Raw genomic sequence first — 16,560 nt, forward strand, 5'->3', positions numbered from 1 at the left:
ATGACGCTGGTACATCGATCCGTGCTGCTGGAGCCTACGGTGGCGGCCCTCGTGGATCCGTCCTTTGAGGCTCGGCGCTGGGCGCAGAACCCCATACTGCACGGGCAGGTCGATGGTGTGTACGTAGATTGCACGTTTGGTCGGGGTGGGCACAGCCGCTTGTTGCTGTCGCACCTAAGTCCTCAGGGGCGCCTGATTGTGATCGACAAGGACCCGCAGGCCATTGCCGTGGCCCAGGAGCTGGCCGCACAAGATAGCCGCGTGACGGTGGTGCATAGTGGTTTTGGTGATCTGGCCCAGGCGCTGGATGAACTGGATGCAGGTCCATTGCAGGGCGTCATGATGGATCTGGGCATTTCATCGCCTCAGATCGATGACGCGCAACGAGGTTTTTCTTTCATGCGTGAAGGTCCTTTGGACATGCGCATGGATACCAGCGGCGGTTTGACCGCTGAACAGTGGCTGGCCGACGTCAGCGTGGAAGATTTAAAGGAGGTCATTGCAGAATATGGCGAAGAACGGTTTGCTTTCCAGATTGCAAAGGCGATTGTTGATCGCCGCCAATCCCGCCCGCTACATACAACGCGTGATCTCGCCGAGCTCGTCGCCAGTGTCGTCCGCACGCGCGAAAAGGGTCAACATCCGGCAACCAGGACCTTCCAGGCTATACGGATTTACCTCAATCGTGAGCTCGAAGAGCTCGCGCACGCGCTTCCGTCAATTCTGAGTCGATTGGCGACGGGTGGCAGGCTTGCGGTGATTGCATTTCATTCGCTGGAGGACCGTATGGTCAAACAGTTCATGAACGCGGCTGCGCGCCCTGCGCAGGAACAGTCACGTCTACCCATTCTTGAAAAAGACTTGCCCCAACCGTTGGTGCAGTCGCTGGGCAGAATCCTGCCCACGGATGAGGAGTCCAGCGACAATCCCCGAGCCCGCTCGGCGGTACTACGCGTGGTGCAACGCACCGCTACCCCCATTCCCCAGGACTGGATGCGCAGCGCCAGTGATCGTCTGCTGCAACAGGCCGCCTACCGCCGTCAGCCTGCTGGCAAGCGAGGCCGCCGATGATGCGCCTGGTCATCACCCTTTCTTTGGTGTTGATGCTGTCGGCCATCTCCCTGGTGACGGCGCGCTATCAGGCGCGCGAGCTGTTCGTGCAAACCGATCGTTTGGTCACCAAGGCCCGTGAGCTCGATACGGATTGGCGTCGCTTGCAATTGGAGCGTGCCGAACTGGCGCGTAACGCCAGGGTGGATGACATCGGCCGCAACGAGCTGGGTCTGGTGCTTAGCTCCCCGGAGCGTACGCTTTACTTGCAAGGCGGTGAGTTGAGTTCGAATCAGGCGCAGCCCGGGGGGCGCCCATGAGACGATTCGGCTATCACGACAATCCCGTCCTGAGCGTGCAGATTCCGTTCTGGCGCTCACGTTTGGTGCTGGTTCTTTTATTTCTGGGCTTTGGGGCATTGATCGTCAAAGCCCTGTACTTACAGGGCCTGTCCACCGAATTTTTGCAGCAGCAGGGTGAGCGCCGTTATGAGCGCACCCAGGTGCTGCCGCCCATGCGTGGCAAGGTTTTTGACCGTAGCGGGTCTGTTGTGCTGGCCTCCAGTGTGCCGGTCAAGGCTATTTGGGCCATTCCCGATGATGCCCGCAATGCCAAGCCCGAGCAGATCGGTCAACTGGCCAAGCTGCTGGGTATGGGCCAGTCCGATATCGAGCGCCGTTTGTCTGTTGAGGACCGCAATTTCGTCTATATCAAGCGGCAAGTGGACGTGGACGTTGCCGCCCAGATTGCGGAACTGAAAATACCGGGCATCCACCAGCAGGAAGAAATGCGGCGCTTCTATCCCGAAGGGGATGTGATGGCGCACATTGTGGGCTTTACCAATATTGAGGACCAAGGCATTGAAGGTATTGAGCTGGCCTTCAACTCCGCCTTGTCGGGCACACCGGGTTCGCGCCGTGTGATTCGGGATCGTCTGGGTCGTGTCGTCGAAGACGTTCGCGCCATCATTCCGCCTACTCACGGCCAGGACCTGCATTTGTCGATTGATGCTGGCCTGCAGTTTGATGCCTACACCGCACTGAAAAAAGGGATGGAGGACGTCAAGGCCAATGCCGCGGCTGCCGTGGTCATGGACGTCAAAACCGGGGAAATTCTGGCCCTGGTGAATCTGCCTACCTACAACCCCAACGACAGGGATGACCGCAAGGGTCCGGCCCTGCGTAACCGTGCCCTGACTGACACCTTTGAGCCCGGCTCGATCATGAAGCCGTTCACCGTCGCCTTGGCGCTGGACATCAACCGCATCACGACCTCCACCCAGTTCAATACAGGCAATGGCCAGTATCGGTATCAGGGCAGCGTGATCAGCGACGTCAGCCGCAATAACGGCATGCTGGATGCGGCCGGCATTTTGCGTCGTTCCAGCAATATTGGCATGACCATGATTTCCGAGCGGCTGACCTCGCAGGAAATGTGGAACAAGTTTACCGAGCTGGGCTTTGGCCGTTCTCCTCAGGCCGATTTTCCGGGCATTGCCAGTGGGCGGCTGCGTCCCTGGGAGCGCTGGCGTCCGATTGAACGCGCCACCATGTCGTATGGCTATGGCCTGTCTGTTTCCCTGCTGCAGATTGCCCACGCCTACACGGCGTTTGCGCGTAATGGCGACATGGTCTCCATGACTTTGCTCAAGCGTGAAGGCAAACCGGCCAGTGTTCAGGTCTACACTCCCAAAGTCGCTGCGGAAGTGCGTGCCATGCTGGAGGCTGCGGCCGGCCCGGCAGGCGCCCGTCTGGCTCAGGTTCAGGGGTATCGCGTAGCCGGCAAGAGCGGTACAGCGCGCAAGATTGTGGACGGACGCTACAGCAAGTCCTTGTATCGCGGCTCTTTTGTCGGTTTTGCGCCTGTCTCCGATCCTCGTATTGTCGTGGCCGTCACCATTGACGAGCCCCATAGTTCCAACTACTACGGCGGGCGTATTGCCGCGCCTGTTTTTTCAGAAATTGTGGCCCGGAGCTTGCGACGCCTAGGTGTCCAGCCTGATGCGCCCATAGATTCGCTGGTGGCTGTTGGCCCCGGTACGGAGAATGTACGATGAACGCCGCAGCAATATTGGAGTGGCTGGCGCAGCATGTCGCGCCCACGGCCAATCTGTGTTTGGATTCCCGCCAGATCAAGGCGGGTGACGCGTTTTTTGCTTGCCGTGGCTACCATGGGGATGGTCGTGAATATGAAGTTCAGGCTGTGCAGCAGGGGGCCGTCGCCATTGTGCGCGAGCAGGGCGATCAGGCTGTCGATCCTGGCGTGCCTGTGTTGCAGGTCCCCAACCTGAGCGCCTTGCTCGGTGAAGTGGCCCACCAATGGTGGGGACGTCCTTCCGAGGCCATGACTGTGGTGGCTGTGACCGGCACCAATGGCAAAACATCGACCGTGCAGTGGGTGGCTTCCGCCCTGAATCACTCTCAAGTGCCTTGCGGCACTATTGGTACGTTGGGCGTGACCTTGCCCGATGGCTCCAATCTGGGGGGTGTCCTGACTACTCCGGATGTATTGACCGTGCACCGTAGCCTGGCCGCTATTCGTGCCCAAGGCGGCAATGCCGTTGCGCTGGAAGCTTCGTCCATCGGTCTGGAGCAGGGTCGTCTGGATGGTGTCCGTATTGATATTGCCGGGTTTACCAACCTGACCCACGATCATCTGGACTATCACCACAGCATGGAAGCCTACAAGCAGGCCAAATTGCGTCTGTTCAGCTGGCCCGGTTTGCGCAGCGCTGTGGTAAATGCTGATGATGCAATGGGCCGTGAGTTGATGCAGGCCGGTCTGGCTGCGCGTGTGATTTCTTACTCCATGAGCCAGCCCGATGTGGATTTGCTGGCACAGGACGTGCATACCGGTGCTGATGGCCAGGTATTCAATCTGGTTACTACTCATGGCACCGCCCAGATTCTCACCCATCTGCTCGGTGAGCATAACGTGGCCAACCTCTTGCTGGTGGCCGGTGTGCTGCAGGAAGTGGGCTGGCCTGTGTCCAAGATCGCTCGTATCATGGACAAGCTGGAGTCGGTTCCCGGCCGCTTGCAGATCGTGACACCCAAGAGCACGGCGGGTCGTTCGCCCTTGCCGCTGGTTGTGGTGGACTATGCCCACACGGCCGATGCCTTGGAGCGCGCCCTGCAAGCCCTGCGCGATGTCGCCCGTGTGCGCGGCGGCAAGCTGATTTGTGTCTTTGGTTGTGGCGGTAATCGCGACACCACTAAGCGTCCCATCATGGGCGAGGTGGCAGCCCGTCTGGCCGACAGCGTGCTGGTGACCACAGACAACCCCCGTTTTGAAGACCCCGCCGAGATCATTCGCCAGATTGTGGCCGGCATGCCAGAGGCGCCAGCGGTACAAATGGATCGCGCCCGTGCCATTCTGTCCTCCATCTGGGCGGCCAGCCCGGAAGATATCGTATTGCTGGCCGGCAAAGGCCATGAAACCTATCAGGAAGTACAAGGCGAGCGCTCGGTGTTTGATGACACCGACTGGGCGAAAGCCGCCTTGCTGTGGTTGCGTGGCGTACGCTTGAGCACGGATTCGCGCAGCCTGAGCAAAGGCGAGGTGTTTCTGGCCCTGAGTGGTGAGCAGTTTGATGGTCACCGCTATCTGGAAAAAGCCAAGGAGCAGGGTGCCGTTGCGGCGATTGTGGCGCAGCGTGATCCTGGTGTGGACCTGCCGCAAATTGTGCTGGGCGATACCCGTCGTGCCTTGATGAGTCTGGCCACCGAGTGGCGTTCGCGTTTTGACATTCCCATGATCGGCGTGACCGGCAGCAATGGCAAGACAACGACCAAGGAAATGATTGCTGCGATTTTGCGTGCCTGGCTGGGCGAGTCGGAAAGCCTGGCCACCCGCGGCAACCTGAATAATGATCTGGGCGTTCCCCTGTCCATCCTGCGCCTGAGTGCCGAGCATAAAGCCGCGGTACTTGAAATGGGCATGAACCACCCCGGTGAGATCGCCGTGCTGGCCGCGATGGTACGGCCCACGATCGCTCTGATTAATAATGCCCAGCGCGAACACCAGGAGTTCATGCACAGCGTGGAAGCGGTGGCGCGTGAAAATGGCGCTGTCATTGATGCGCTGCCTCAGGATGGTGCCTTGGTCATTCCGGATGACGATGCGTTTAGCGCCATGTGGGCTGAACGGGCAGGGGCGCGCGCTGTATTGCGTTTTGGTCTCAGCGGCCAGGAAACCGTTTTTGCGGCGGACATGTTCGTCGAACCTGCTCAAACCCGCTTTGTGCTGCACGTGGCCGGCCAGTCTACGGCCCTGACCCTGCACAGCCCTGGTATTCATAATCTGCGTAATGCCTTGGCCGCAGCGGCATGTGCACATGCCGCCGGTGCTCCCTTGACTGCGATTGTGCAAGGCTTGGAGAGCTTCCGTCCTGTAACGGGCCGCATGCAGCCCAAGCAACTGTCCTCCGGTTATCAACTGATTGACGATACCTACAACGCCAACCCGGATTCGGTACGTGCCGCCATTGATGTGCTGGCCCAACTGAAAGGACGCAAGGTGCTGGTGCTGGGCAATATGGCCGAGATCGGTGACAACAGCTCCGAACTGCATGCCGAAGTGGGTGCCTATGCCAAAGAGCGGGGCATGGATGAGTTGCTGACCCTGGGAGGCGATGCGAGTCATGCCGCCCAAGCCTTTGGCGCGCGTGCGCATCAGTTCGAAACTCTGGAAGACATGGTGTCTTACCTGCTGGCCCTGGAGCCGTCCCATGTGCTGATCAAGGGGTCGCGCAGCGCCCGCATGGAGCGCGTGGTGGCTGCGCTGGAGAGCCACTTCTCCCGTAACGAGGGGGCTACCCATGCTTCTTGAACTGGCACGCTGGCTCTCGGACGATCATATTCGCGCCTTCGCGGTGTTTGAGTACATCACCCTGCGTGCTATTTTGGCCAGCGCAACCGCCCTGGCCATTGGCTTGTTGGCGGGTCCCTGGGTTATTCGCAAGCTGACTGAGCTGAAAATTGGTCAGGCTGTGCGTGCCTATGGCCCCGAGTCGCATTTGCAAAAGAACGGCACCCCCACCATGGGCGGTGTGCTCATTCTCATCTCCATCGGTATCAGCACCCTGTTGTGGGCAGACTGGACCAATCGTTTTGTATGGGTCGTTTTGCTGGTGACCTTTGGTTTTGGCTGGATTGGCTGGGCAGACGACTACAAGAAAGTGGTGAACCGTGACCCCGAGGGCATGTCCTCTCGGCAAAAGTTTTTCTGGCAAGCCTTGATCGGCATGATCGCGGCTGTGTACCTGAGCTTTGCCGTGTCCGTGCCTGCCAACACCGAATTGTGGCCTTTGTTCAAAGAATGGGTCTTGAGCGGTTTCACCATGTCCCTGCCGGCTCAGGCTGACCTGATCGTGCCCTTTTTCAAGTCTGTGAGTTACCCGCTGGGTGTGCTCGGTTTTGTGGTCTTGACCTGGGCGGTGATTGTGGGCTCGAGCAACGCTGTCAATCTGACCGATGGTCTGGATGGGCTGGCCATCATGCCCACCGTGCTGGTGGGTTCCGCCCTGGGTATTTTTGCCTACGTTGTCGGTCGGGTGGACTACTCCAAATATCTGTTGTTTCCCTATATACCCGGCGCGGGCGAACTGCTGGTGATCTGCGCGGCCATCGCTGGTGCGGGTCTGGCTTTTCTGTGGTTCAACGCCTATCCCGCGCAAGTGTTCATGGGTGACGTAGGGGCACTGGCCCTGGGCGGGGCGCTGGGCACGATTGCCGTGATCGTACGCCAGGAAATTGTGCTGTTCATTATGGGTGGCGTGTTTGTGGTCGAAACCTTGTCGGTCATGCTGCAGGTGACCTGGTTCAAATACACCAAGAAGCGCTACGGGCAGGGAAGGCGAATATTCCGGATGGCACCGCTGCATCATCACTTTGAAGTCAGCGGTTGGAAAGAAACCCAGGTGGTGGTCCGCTTCTGGATCATCACCATGATGCTGGTCATGATTGGTCTGTCTACATTGAAATTGCGATGAATGCCCTGAGTTTTCCTTCGATCCGCAAAGACGGTCTCATGCTTATCCTCGGGTTAGGCGAGACCGGCTTTGCTGCGGCTCGCTGGTGCTTGGCCCAGGGAGCCGGTGTCCGTTTGGCGGATACGCGTGAAACGGTGCAGGGTCTGGACATGCTCCAGGCGCTGAGCCGCGAGCCGCTGGATGTGCGTCTGGGCACGCAGGCCTTGCAAACCGAAAGCCTGAAGGATGTACACACGCTGGTGCTCAGTCCCGGTCTGTCGCCGCTGGAGCCCACCCTGGCCGCCTTTTTGGCTCAGGCTCGGGAGCGTGGCATCGAGATCATCGGCGAGATCGAGCTGTTTGCTCGGGCCTTGAAGGACCTGGCCGATCAAGGGCAGGAAAGCCGCGTGCTCGCCGTGACCGGCACCAACGGTAAAACCACCGTTACAGCCATGACACGCCACTTGCTGGAGCAAGCCGGTATCTCTGCGCGGGCCGTGGGCAATATCAGCCCTGCTGCCTTGACTGCCTTGTGCGATGCTCTGGAAAGTCAGGCTTTGCCCCAAGTGTGGGTGCTTGAGTTGTCCAGCTTCCAGCTCGATAGCACGTTCAGTCTGCGGGCCGATGCGGCGGTCGTGTTGAATATTTCCCAGGATCACCTGGATTGGCATGGCGGCATGGACGCCTACGTTCAGTCCAAACAGCGTTTGTATGGCATGTGCGATGTGGCTCTGGTCAACCGTGACGATCCTGTCGTCATGGCGATGATTCCCGATGCCAGTCAGGAATCCGTGCGCAGCTTTGGGCTGGACAAGCCCGTGTTGCTGGGTGATCTGGGCTTGCAGACCGATGGTGGCATGCAATGGCTGGTGGCCAACGAGCCTACCGATTTTGAGCTGCCCGCCACCGGCCTGAAAAAACGTCACGCAGCCGCGGCAGGAACTGTTCGTGGCAAAGGGGGCCTGAAGCGGCTGATGCCGGTTGAGGCCTTGCAGATCAAGGGTCGTCATAACGCCTTGAATGCACAAGCCGCCCTTTTGCTGGCCCGCTGCCTGGGGCTGGGTTGGGCCGAGCTGCTCAATGGCCTGCGCACCTATCAAGGCGAACCTCATCGTGTGGAGCTGGTACGTGTGCTCGATGGCGTTCAGTATCTGGACGACAGCAAAGGCACGAATGTGGGCGCTACTGTTGCTGCCCTGTGTGGCTTTGATCAGCGTGTCTGGCTGATTGCGGGAGGTTTGGGCAAGGGTCAGGACTTTGAACCTTTGGCGATGGCCGCCAAGCATAGCGTGGCAGAGGTGTTCTTGATCGGCCAGGATGCCAGATTGATCGCTGCTGTTTTGCAGGCCCACGATATTCCTCATCGTTTTTGCGAGGGCTTGGAAGCGGCCGTGCAGGCTGCCGCCGGGCAAGCGCGTTCGGGTGATGTGGTGTTGCTGTCGCCTGCCTGCGCCAGCATGGATATGTTCAAGAGCTATCACCATCGTGGTCTGTGCTTTGTGGCGGCAGTCACTGAAATGGCTCTGGATAGAGGAGAGCTGGCATGAGTCTGTTTGCTGAGCTGACCTCGGGTGTCAATGCCGTTCGCCCTGGACGTACGGCATTACCCGTGTTTGATCGCCCCTTGTTGGCGGCCACGCTGATGCTGACCCTGTTCGGGCTGCTGATGGTGTACTCGGCCTCGATCGCTCTGGCAGACGGACCACGCTATGAAAGCTACGGCCGCTACTATTTTGTCATTCGCCACGCTCTGTTCATTGTGGTTGGGGTGGTGCTGGCCATGTTCACGGCCACCGTACCCATGCGGGTCTGGCAGAAGCTGGCCGTCCCCCTGTTTGCATTTTCCATTTTTCTTTTGCTGGTGGTTCTGATTCCCGGCATTGGTCGTGAGGTGAACGGGGCGCGCCGTTGGTTGCCCCTGGGCATCATCAACTTCCAGCCCTCGGAACTGATGAAGGTAGCCATGGTGCTGTACGCCGCCGATTACACGGTGCGCAAGCAGCAGCATTTGCAAACCTTTGTGCGGGGCTTTTTGCCTATGGCTGTGGCCTTGGGCCTGGTGGGGGTTCTGTTGCTGATGGAGCCCGATCTGGGCGCCTTCATGGTGATTGTGGCCATTGCCGTGGGCATTTTGTTTATCGGCGGAATCAATGGCAAGTTGTTCTCGGCGTTGCTGGGCATACTGGTCAGCAGTTTTCTTTTGCTGATCTGGCTCTCTCCCTGGCGTCGGGAGCGGCTTTTCGTTTATCTGGACCCCTGGAATCCTGATAACGCCTATGGCAGTGCTTATCAGCTGTCGCATTCGCTCATTGCGCTGGGTCGTGGCGAATGGTTTGGGGTGGGCCTGGGTTCCAGCGTGGAAAAGCTGCATTACCTGCCTGAAGCGCATACCGACTTTATCGTTGCCGTGATAGGCGAGGAACTGGGTTTTGTGGGTGTTTCCGCCCTGATCCTGACCTTTGGCTTTCTGGTCTGGCGCAGCTTCAATATCGGCCGCCAGGCCAGTGCAATGGATCGTCTTTTTAGCGGCATCGTTGCCCAAGGCGTGGCTTTGTGGTTTGGCGTGCAGGCTTTCATCAACATTGGCGTGGTGCTGGGTCTGTTGCCGACCAAAGGGCTGACCTTGCCTTTGGTCAGTTATGGCGGCTCGGGGATTGTGATGAATCTGATGGCCTTTGCCTTGTTGCTGCGGGTGGATTTTGAGAACCGGCAAATGATGCGAGGTAAGCGCACATGAGCACGCCAACCATTCTGATCATGGCAGGCGGCACGGGCGGGCATATCATGCCTGGTCTGGCCGTGGCACAGGCCATGCAGCAGCGCGGCTGGAACGTGCTGTGGCTGGGGCATCCAGAGCGTATGGAAGGTAGCCTGGTTCCTCAGCATGGGATTAAAATGCTGCCTCTGCGATTTTCCGGATTACGAGGCAAAGGCGTGAAAGCGTTGCTCTCCTTACCCTTTACCTTGCTCAGTGCCTGCTGGCAGGCGCATCGCTGTCTGCAGCAAGCCAAACCGGATGTCGTGCTGGGCATGGGCGGCTATGTCGCCTTTCCGGGGGGGCTGATGTCCTTTGTGTCGCGTCGCCCGCTGGTGGTGCATGAGCAAAATGCGGTGGCGGGAACGGCTAACCGCTATCTGGCCAAAATGGCGACCCGCGTGCTGACCGGTTTTCCCGGCGCCTTGCCCGGTGCGGTGACAGTCGGCAACCCGGTGCGGGACGCCTTCGTGGGTCAAGGCCCTGCCGCTGAACGCTATGCCAAACGTAGCGGTCCCTTGCGCCTGTTGGTGGTGGGTGGCAGCCTGGGGGCCGCCGCGCTGAACCAGGTGGTACCCGAGGCCTTGGCCTTGATCCCGCCCGAGCAGCGCCCGCAGATCACGCATCAGTCCGGCCAGCAGCATCTGGACAGCTTGCAACAACGCTATGCACAGCATCAGGTGCAGGCCGAGTGCACTGCCTTTATTGGTGACATGGCGCAGGCCATGAAAGAGGCTGATGTGCTGATTTGCCGAGCTGGCGCCATGACGGTGGCCGAAGTTGCCGCCATTGGGGTGGCCGCCCTGTTTGTGCCGCTACGTCATGCCATTGACGACCACCAGACAGCCAACGCCCGTTATCTGAGCGACTGTTCGGGCGCGTGGCTCAAGAAACAATCGGAGTTGACGGCCCAGTGGCTTGCACAGTGGTTGCAAGGGCTGGATCGTGAAGAGTTAAGTCGTGTGGCCAGCCACGCGCAAGAACATGCACAGTTGAATGCCACGCAGCAAATTGCCGAAGCATGTCAGCAGGCGGCAAGGAGGGTGAGATGAAACACCGCATTCAACGTATTCATTTTGTAGGGATTGGCGGTTCGGGCATGAGCGGCATTGCCGAGGTCATGCTGAACCTGGGCTTTGCCATCAGTGGGTCCGATATTCAGGAAACGGCGGTCACTCGTCGCCTGGAGCAGCTTGGCGCCCGTATTGTTATCGGCCACAAGGCGGAAAACGTCGCCGGCATGGGCGCGATCGTCACATCGACCGCGATTGCCGGCGATAACCCCGAAGTGCTGGCTGCTCGTGCTGCGCGCATTCCTGTGGTGCCTCGCGCCCTGATGCTGGCTGAACTGATGCGCCTGAAGCGCGGCATTGCGGTGGCCGGTACTCACGGCAAGACCACCACCACCAGTCTGGTGGCCAGTTTGCTGGGGGCCGCCGATCTGGACCCGACTTTTGTGATTGGCGGGCGCCTGAATTCAGCCGGTGCCAACGCCCGACTCGGGCAGGGCGATTACATCGTGGTGGAAGCTGACGAATCCGACGCTTCGTTCCTGAACCTGTTGCCGGTGATGGCCATCATCACCAATATCGACGTGGACCATATGGATACCTATGGTCATGATGTGGCCCGACTGAAAAGCGCCTTTATCGATTTCACACACCGTCTGCCGTTCTACGGTAGTGCCATCGTCTGTAACGACGATGCCAATGTACGCGAAATCATTCCTTTTGTATCGCGCCCTGTCACCACGTATGGCATTGATACGGAGGCTCAGGTACGTGCAGTCAACATTGAAAGCCGTGGTACCACCATGTGTTTTGATGTGCAGCGCAAGGGGGCGAGCGGCGACCTTCCCTTGTTGTCCGTGTGCCTGAACCTGCCCGGAAAACACAATGTACTCAATGCCTTGGCGGCTATCGCCGTGGCCACGGAACTGGGCGTGAGCGACGAGGTCATTGCCCGCGGTCTGAAAGAGTTTACCGGTGTGGGCCGTCGTTTCTCCCTGGTGGGCGACTTCCCGGTTCCCCAGTCGCAAGGCGGCGGCACGTTTACCGTTGTTGACGATTATGGTCACCATCCTGTCGAAATGGCTGCTACCTTGGCGGCCGCACGGGGTGCTTGGCCAGATCGCCGGATCGTGTTGGCGTTCCAGCCGCACCGCTATACGCGTACCCGTGATTGCTTTGAAGATTTCGTGCAGGTGCTCAGCCAGGCCGATGCGGTTCTTCTCGGAGAAGTGTATCCCGCTGGCGAGGCCCCCCTTGTGGCCGCCGATGGCCGAGCCTTGAGTCGCGCAGTGCGTGTGCTCGGCAAGGTCGAACCCATTTTCGTGGCCGAAATCAGCGATATGGCACAAGCCGTACTGGACTTTGTCCGTGACGGCGATGTGGTGTTGGTAATGGGTGCAGGGTCCATCAGCCGGATTCCTGCTCAACTGGGAGAAATGGCATGACTGCGGATTTTGGTCGGGTCGGCGTGTTGTACGGCGGCAAGTCCGCCGAACGGGAAGTGTCCTTGATGTCCGGTCAAGGTGTGCATGAAGCCCTGCGTAGCATGGGTGTGGACGCGCATTTGTTCGATATGGGCGAGAAAGGATTGACCGAACTGGCGCAGGCTGGCTTTGATCGTGTGTTTATCGCTTTGCATGGTCGTTACGGCGAAGATGGCACGTTGCAGGGAGCCTTGGAATGGTTGGGCATCCCTTACACCGGCAGCGGTGTGATGGCCTCCAGCCTGGCCATGGACAAGATCATGACCAAGCATGTGTGGCAGCACCTGGGTCTGCCAACCCCCGGCTTTGCGCAGCTGGATCATGTCAGCCAGGTTGCTGGGGCAGTGGAGCGTCTGGGCGTACCGCTGATCATGAAGCCGCCCCACGAAGGTTCTACGGTCGGTGTCGTGCGTGTGGACCGTGCCGATCAGGCGGTCGCCGCCTTTGAAACCGCCATGCATTACGACACGGTTGTGCTGGCTGAGCAATTCATTCGTGGTCGCGAGCTGACGGTGCCCATTATCGGCCAGGGTGAGCAGGCACGCGCCTTGCCCGTCATCGATATTGTGGCGCCCCAGGGTAACTACGACTTCGAGCACAAGTACTACTCGGACGAAACCCAATACTTCTGCCCGGCGGATTTGTCGCCTGAATTGACGGCCCACATCCAGGATTTGTCGGTCCGCGCCTTTAATGCGCTGGGCTGTGAAGGCTGGGGCCGTGCCGACTTTATGCTGGACGAGCAAAATCGTCCCTGGTTGCTGGAGATGAACACCTCTCCTGGCATGACCAGCCACTCGCTGGTGCCGATGGCAGCCAAAGCGGAGGGCATCAGCTATGCCCAGTTGTGCGTGAACATTTTGGCAACAGCCCGCTGCAAAGTGCAGGCTATTGCCCGCAGCCTATAGAACGGGGAGCCTGATTCATGTTTTCCGATGCACGTCTGACCAACCTGATCGCCAATACGCTGGCTCTGCTAGCAGTATCGGCATTGGTGATCGGTGTTGTGATTTGGGCTGTGCGTCGTCCGTACTTCAATATCGAGCGCATTCAGATCGAGTCCACGCAAGGCGAGCCGCTGGCCTACGTCACGGCAGAAGGGGTGAAAGCCACTATCGCCGGTCGCCTGCAAGGCAACTTCTTCACCGTCGATCTGGACCAATCCCGCGCCTTGATTGAAACGGCCCCCTGGGTACGACGCGCGCAGATCCGGCGCGTCTGGCCCAACAGCCTGTCAGTACGGATTGAAGAGCAGCAGCCGCTGGCCTATTGGAATGAAGACGAAATGATCAACACCTGGGGTGAATCGTTTTCTGCCAATAAGGCCGTGGTGCCCGATGAAATGGATTTGCCCCAGTTAAGCGGCCCTCCGAACTCGGAGCGTCTGGTGGTGCAACGGTATGCCGAGCTGGCTCGCTGGTTCGGACCTCTGGACGTGCAGGTCAGTGAAGTGACCCTGAGCCCGCGCTATGCCTGGGATGTGGTGTTGTCCAACGGAATGCAGCTGAGCCTGGGCCGCGACCCGGCAGCGGATATTGCAGACCCCCACGGTCGTAAAGGGGCTTTGCCCTTTGCGGTTCGTGTTGAACGATTTGTGCAGGCATGGCCTGCCTTGATGCAGCGGCTTGGCGACCGTGCTTTGCAAAGTGCCGACTTACGTTACCCGAATGGCTTTGCGATAACGCTGGCTCCGGTTTCATCTACCCCTGTGAAGTAAAGAACATATGACTCGTGACATCAAAGACCTGATCGTTGCATTGGATATCGGCACCAGCAAAGTGGTTGCGGTGGTAGCCGAAGTGCTGCCGGAAGGCCGGTTTGAAGTGCTTGGTCTGGGCCAGCATGAATCCCAGGGCATGCGCAAAGGGGTAGTCGTCAATATCGAGACGACGGTCAATTCCATTCAGCGTGCGCTGGAAGAGGCCGAGCTGATGGCTGACTGCAAGATCCGCGAAGTCTATACCGGAATTGCGGGCAGCCACATCACCAGCTTCAACTCCAGTGGCATGGTGGCGGTAAAGGATAAGGAAGTGACCGCCACGGATGTGGCGCGTGTGATCGAAACGGCCAAGGCCGTAAATATCCCTACCGATCAGCAGGTGCTGCATGTGCTGACGCAGGAATTCATCGTGGACTCGCAAGAGGACATCCGCGAGCCTATCGGCATGAGCGGGCTGCGTCTGGAAGTGCGGGTACACATTGTGACTGGTGCCGTCAGTGCCGCCCAGAACATTGTCAAGTGCGTGCGCCGTTGCGGCCTGGAAGTGCAGGATCTGATCTTGCAGCCTTTGGCCTCCAGCCTGTCCTGCCTGACGGCCGATGAGAAAGAGCTGGGCGTAGTGCTGGTGGATATTGGCGGCGGTACGACCGATATTGCCATTTACACCGGCGGTGCCATCCGTCACACCGATGTGATCCCGATTGCCGGCGACCAGATCACCAGCGATATCGCTGCCATGCTGCGCACGCCGACGCCAGATGCGGAAGAAATCAAGTTGCGCTTTGGGGTTGCCAAGCAATCGCTGGCTCATCCCGAGGAAATGATCGAAGTGCCCGGTTTGGGCGATCGTCCCAACCGTCAGGTCAAGCGCCAGGCTTTAGGTGCCGTGATTGAGCCACGCGTCGAGGAGTTGTTCACGTTTGTGCAACAAAGCCTGCGCGAGTCGGGCTACGAAGATCTGCTGTCGTCGGGCGTGGTGCTGACTGGTGGCACGGCCATGTTGCCGGGCATTGTGGAACTGGCCGAGGACGTATTCCTGAAACCGGTGCGTATTGCGGTGCCCAGCTACGAAGGCAGCCTGGCGGATGTGATGCGCAACCCGCGCTTTTCGACGGTGATGGGCCTGTTGACTGAAGCCCGCCTGCAAAGTGCGCGTGGTCGCAAGGTGGCACAGCAAAAAGGCAGTGTCAAAGGTCTGGTGGCCCGCATGAAAGAATGGTTTATGAATTAAGGGCGTTGCAAGACGCTCAGGTCGGGCCGCCTGAAAGGGCGGTCCGGGAGGCAGTTCAAACCGGGTGCGAACCCCCTGGTTGGCAGATGTTTTGAGCTGATTCCAAATTTTGGTTGTATCGGGGAAGTACGTAGAAACTTGACTAATTAGTGTTTGAGTGGGAGTCAATCATGATGAACTTTGAAATGTTAGATACCAGCAGCAGCGGCACGGTCATCAAGGTCGTGGGCGTGGGCGGCGCAGGCGGCAACGCAGTGACGCATATGATCAAGTCGGGCGTGCAGGGCGTGGATTTCATTTGCGCCAATACCGACTCGCAAGCGCTGGCCAGCAGCGATGCTCCTATCCAGATCCGTCTGGGACGCAGTGGCCTGGGTGCTGGCGCCAAGCCCGATCAGGGCCGTGCGGCTGCTGAAACCGCTCGTGAAGAAATCCGTGCCGCCCTGAACGGTGCCAACATGGTGTTTATTACGGCCGGTATGGGTGGTGGTACCGGTACCGGTGCCAGCCCCGTTGTGGCTGAAGTGGCCAAGGAGCTGGGCATTTTGACCGTGGGCGTGGTCACCAAGCCTTTCTCTTTTGAAGGCAACCGCCGTCTGCGCATGGCCGAAGAAGGAATCGAGGAGCTGAGCAAGCACGTTCACTCCCTGATCGTGGTACTGAATGAAAACCTGTACGACTTGATGGACGAGGATGCGACTCAGGCCGATTGCTTCAAGGCGGCGGACGACGTGCTGCACAATGCCTGCGCCGGTATTGCCGAGATCATCAATGTTGAAGGGAATGTGAACGTTGACTTTGAAGACGTGAAAACCATCATGGGTGAGCAAGGTCAAGCCATGATGGGTACGGCGGTGGCCTCCGGCTCGAACCGTGCCCGCGAAGCGGCTGAACGTGCAATTGCCTGCCCATTGCTGGAAGGGGTGGACCTGCACGGTGCTCGCGGCATGCTGGTGAACATCACTTCCTCGTCCTCGCTGAAGATGCGCGAAACCCGCGAAATCATGGACACCATCCGTGGTTACGCCGCAGAAGATGCAACCGTCATCTTCGGTACGGCTTACGATGAGTCCATGGGTGACAGCCTGCGCGTGACGGTCGTGGCTACGGGTCTGGGTCGCAAGCAAGCACGTCCACAGTTGGTACAAAACAACGAGGAAGTGTTACGTACTGGTACGGACAATATGCCCGTGATTGGTGCTGATTACGCCAATGCGGATGTGCCTGCGGTTATCCGCAATCCACGCAGCCAGGCCTCGGCTCAGGTGCGTGCTCTGGAGACGGCCGGTATGGATCATTTCGATATTCCGGCGTTCTTGCGCAAGCAGGCTGATTAAAA

At 59.0% G+C, this 16,560-nt stretch carries 13 protein-coding genes; all 13 read left to right on the plus strand.

Annotated features, from left to right (window positions below; all coding sequences use genetic code 11):
- The 13 genes from rsmH (at nt 1) to ftsZ (ending at nt 16,558) form a co-directional block, all read left to right on the plus strand.
- A complete protein-coding gene (rsmH, locus tag ACOZ42_RS03460; RefSeq protein ID WP_426345549.1) occupies nt 1–1,071 on the plus strand; it encodes a 16S rRNA (cytosine(1402)-N(4))-methyltransferase RsmH in 1,071 nt (356 codons plus the stop codon).
- Entirely contained in the window at nt 1,068–1,370 is a 303-nt protein-coding gene (gene ftsL / locus ACOZ42_RS03465; RefSeq protein WP_003803561.1) for a cell division protein FtsL, read from the plus strand. Before rsmH ends, ftsL begins: the two co-directional genes overlap by 4 nt.
- On the plus strand, nt 1,367–3,106 hold the full coding sequence (locus tag ACOZ42_RS03470) for a peptidoglycan D,D-transpeptidase FtsI family protein (RefSeq protein WP_003803558.1): 1,740 nt from the start codon (nt 1,367–1,369) through the stop codon (nt 3,104–3,106). Before ftsL ends, ACOZ42_RS03470 begins: the two co-directional genes overlap by 4 nt.
- Nucleotides 3,103–5,880: a bifunctional UDP-N-acetylmuramoyl-L-alanyl-D-glutamate--2,6-diaminopimelate ligase MurE/UDP-N-acetylmuramoyl-tripeptide--D-alanyl-D-alanine ligase MurF gene (gene murF, locus ACOZ42_RS03475; protein WP_059318687.1), complete on the plus strand. Its 2,778-nt coding sequence runs from the start codon at nt 3,103–3,105 to the stop codon at nt 5,878–5,880. Before ACOZ42_RS03470 ends, murF begins: the two co-directional genes overlap by 4 nt.
- Nucleotides 5,870–7,042 (plus strand): phospho-N-acetylmuramoyl-pentapeptide-transferase, encoded by a 1,173-nt coding sequence (mraY, locus tag ACOZ42_RS03480; RefSeq protein WP_003803555.1) that lies wholly within the window; start codon nt 5,870–5,872, stop codon nt 7,040–7,042. Before murF ends, mraY begins: the two co-directional genes overlap by 11 nt.
- Nucleotides 7,039–8,568: a UDP-N-acetylmuramoyl-L-alanine--D-glutamate ligase gene (gene murD, locus ACOZ42_RS03485; RefSeq protein WP_426345550.1), complete on the plus strand. Its 1,530-nt coding sequence runs from the start codon at nt 7,039–7,041 to the stop codon at nt 8,566–8,568. Before mraY ends, murD begins: the two co-directional genes overlap by 4 nt.
- Nucleotides 8,565–9,758, plus strand: a complete 1,194-nt coding sequence (ftsW, locus tag ACOZ42_RS03490) for a putative lipid II flippase FtsW (RefSeq protein ID WP_003803551.1) — start codon at nt 8,565–8,567, stop codon at nt 9,756–9,758. Before murD ends, ftsW begins: the two co-directional genes overlap by 4 nt.
- The gene (murG, locus tag ACOZ42_RS03495) at nt 9,755–10,828 is read left to right on the plus strand and encodes an undecaprenyldiphospho-muramoylpentapeptide beta-N-acetylglucosaminyltransferase (RefSeq protein ID WP_426345551.1); all 1,074 of its coding nucleotides are present in this window, start codon (nt 9,755–9,757) and stop codon (nt 10,826–10,828) included. The genes ftsW and murG overlap by 4 nt, the downstream gene beginning before the upstream one ends.
- Nucleotides 10,825–12,231 (plus strand): UDP-N-acetylmuramate--L-alanine ligase, encoded by a 1,407-nt coding sequence (murC, locus tag ACOZ42_RS03500; RefSeq protein WP_003803547.1) that lies wholly within the window; start codon nt 10,825–10,827, stop codon nt 12,229–12,231. The genes murG and murC overlap by 4 nt, the downstream gene beginning before the upstream one ends.
- A complete protein-coding gene (locus ACOZ42_RS03505; protein WP_003803545.1) occupies nt 12,228–13,178 on the plus strand; it encodes a D-alanine--D-alanine ligase in 951 nt (316 codons plus the stop codon). Before murC ends, ACOZ42_RS03505 begins: the two co-directional genes overlap by 4 nt.
- Nucleotides 13,179–13,195: 17 nt before the next feature.
- A complete protein-coding gene (locus ACOZ42_RS03510; RefSeq protein ID WP_003803543.1) occupies nt 13,196–13,987 on the plus strand; it encodes a cell division protein FtsQ/DivIB in 792 nt (263 codons plus the stop codon).
- A 7-nt stretch (nt 13,988–13,994) separates the two neighbouring features.
- Entirely contained in the window at nt 13,995–15,221 is a 1,227-nt protein-coding gene (ftsA, locus tag ACOZ42_RS03515) for a cell division protein FtsA (RefSeq protein WP_003803541.1), read from the plus strand.
- A gap of 170 nt (nt 15,222–15,391) precedes the next feature.
- Nucleotides 15,392–16,558 (plus strand): cell division protein FtsZ, encoded by a 1,167-nt coding sequence (ftsZ, locus tag ACOZ42_RS03520; RefSeq protein WP_039943740.1) that lies wholly within the window; start codon nt 15,392–15,394, stop codon nt 16,556–16,558.
- The last annotated feature ends 2 nt before the right edge of the window (nt 16,559–16,560 follow it).

It is taken from the genome of Alcaligenes sp. HNGD-HTN06, from assembly GCF_049932565.1.
Taxonomy (GTDB): Bacteria; Pseudomonadota; Gammaproteobacteria; order Burkholderiales; family Burkholderiaceae_B; genus Alcaligenes; species Alcaligenes ammonioxydans.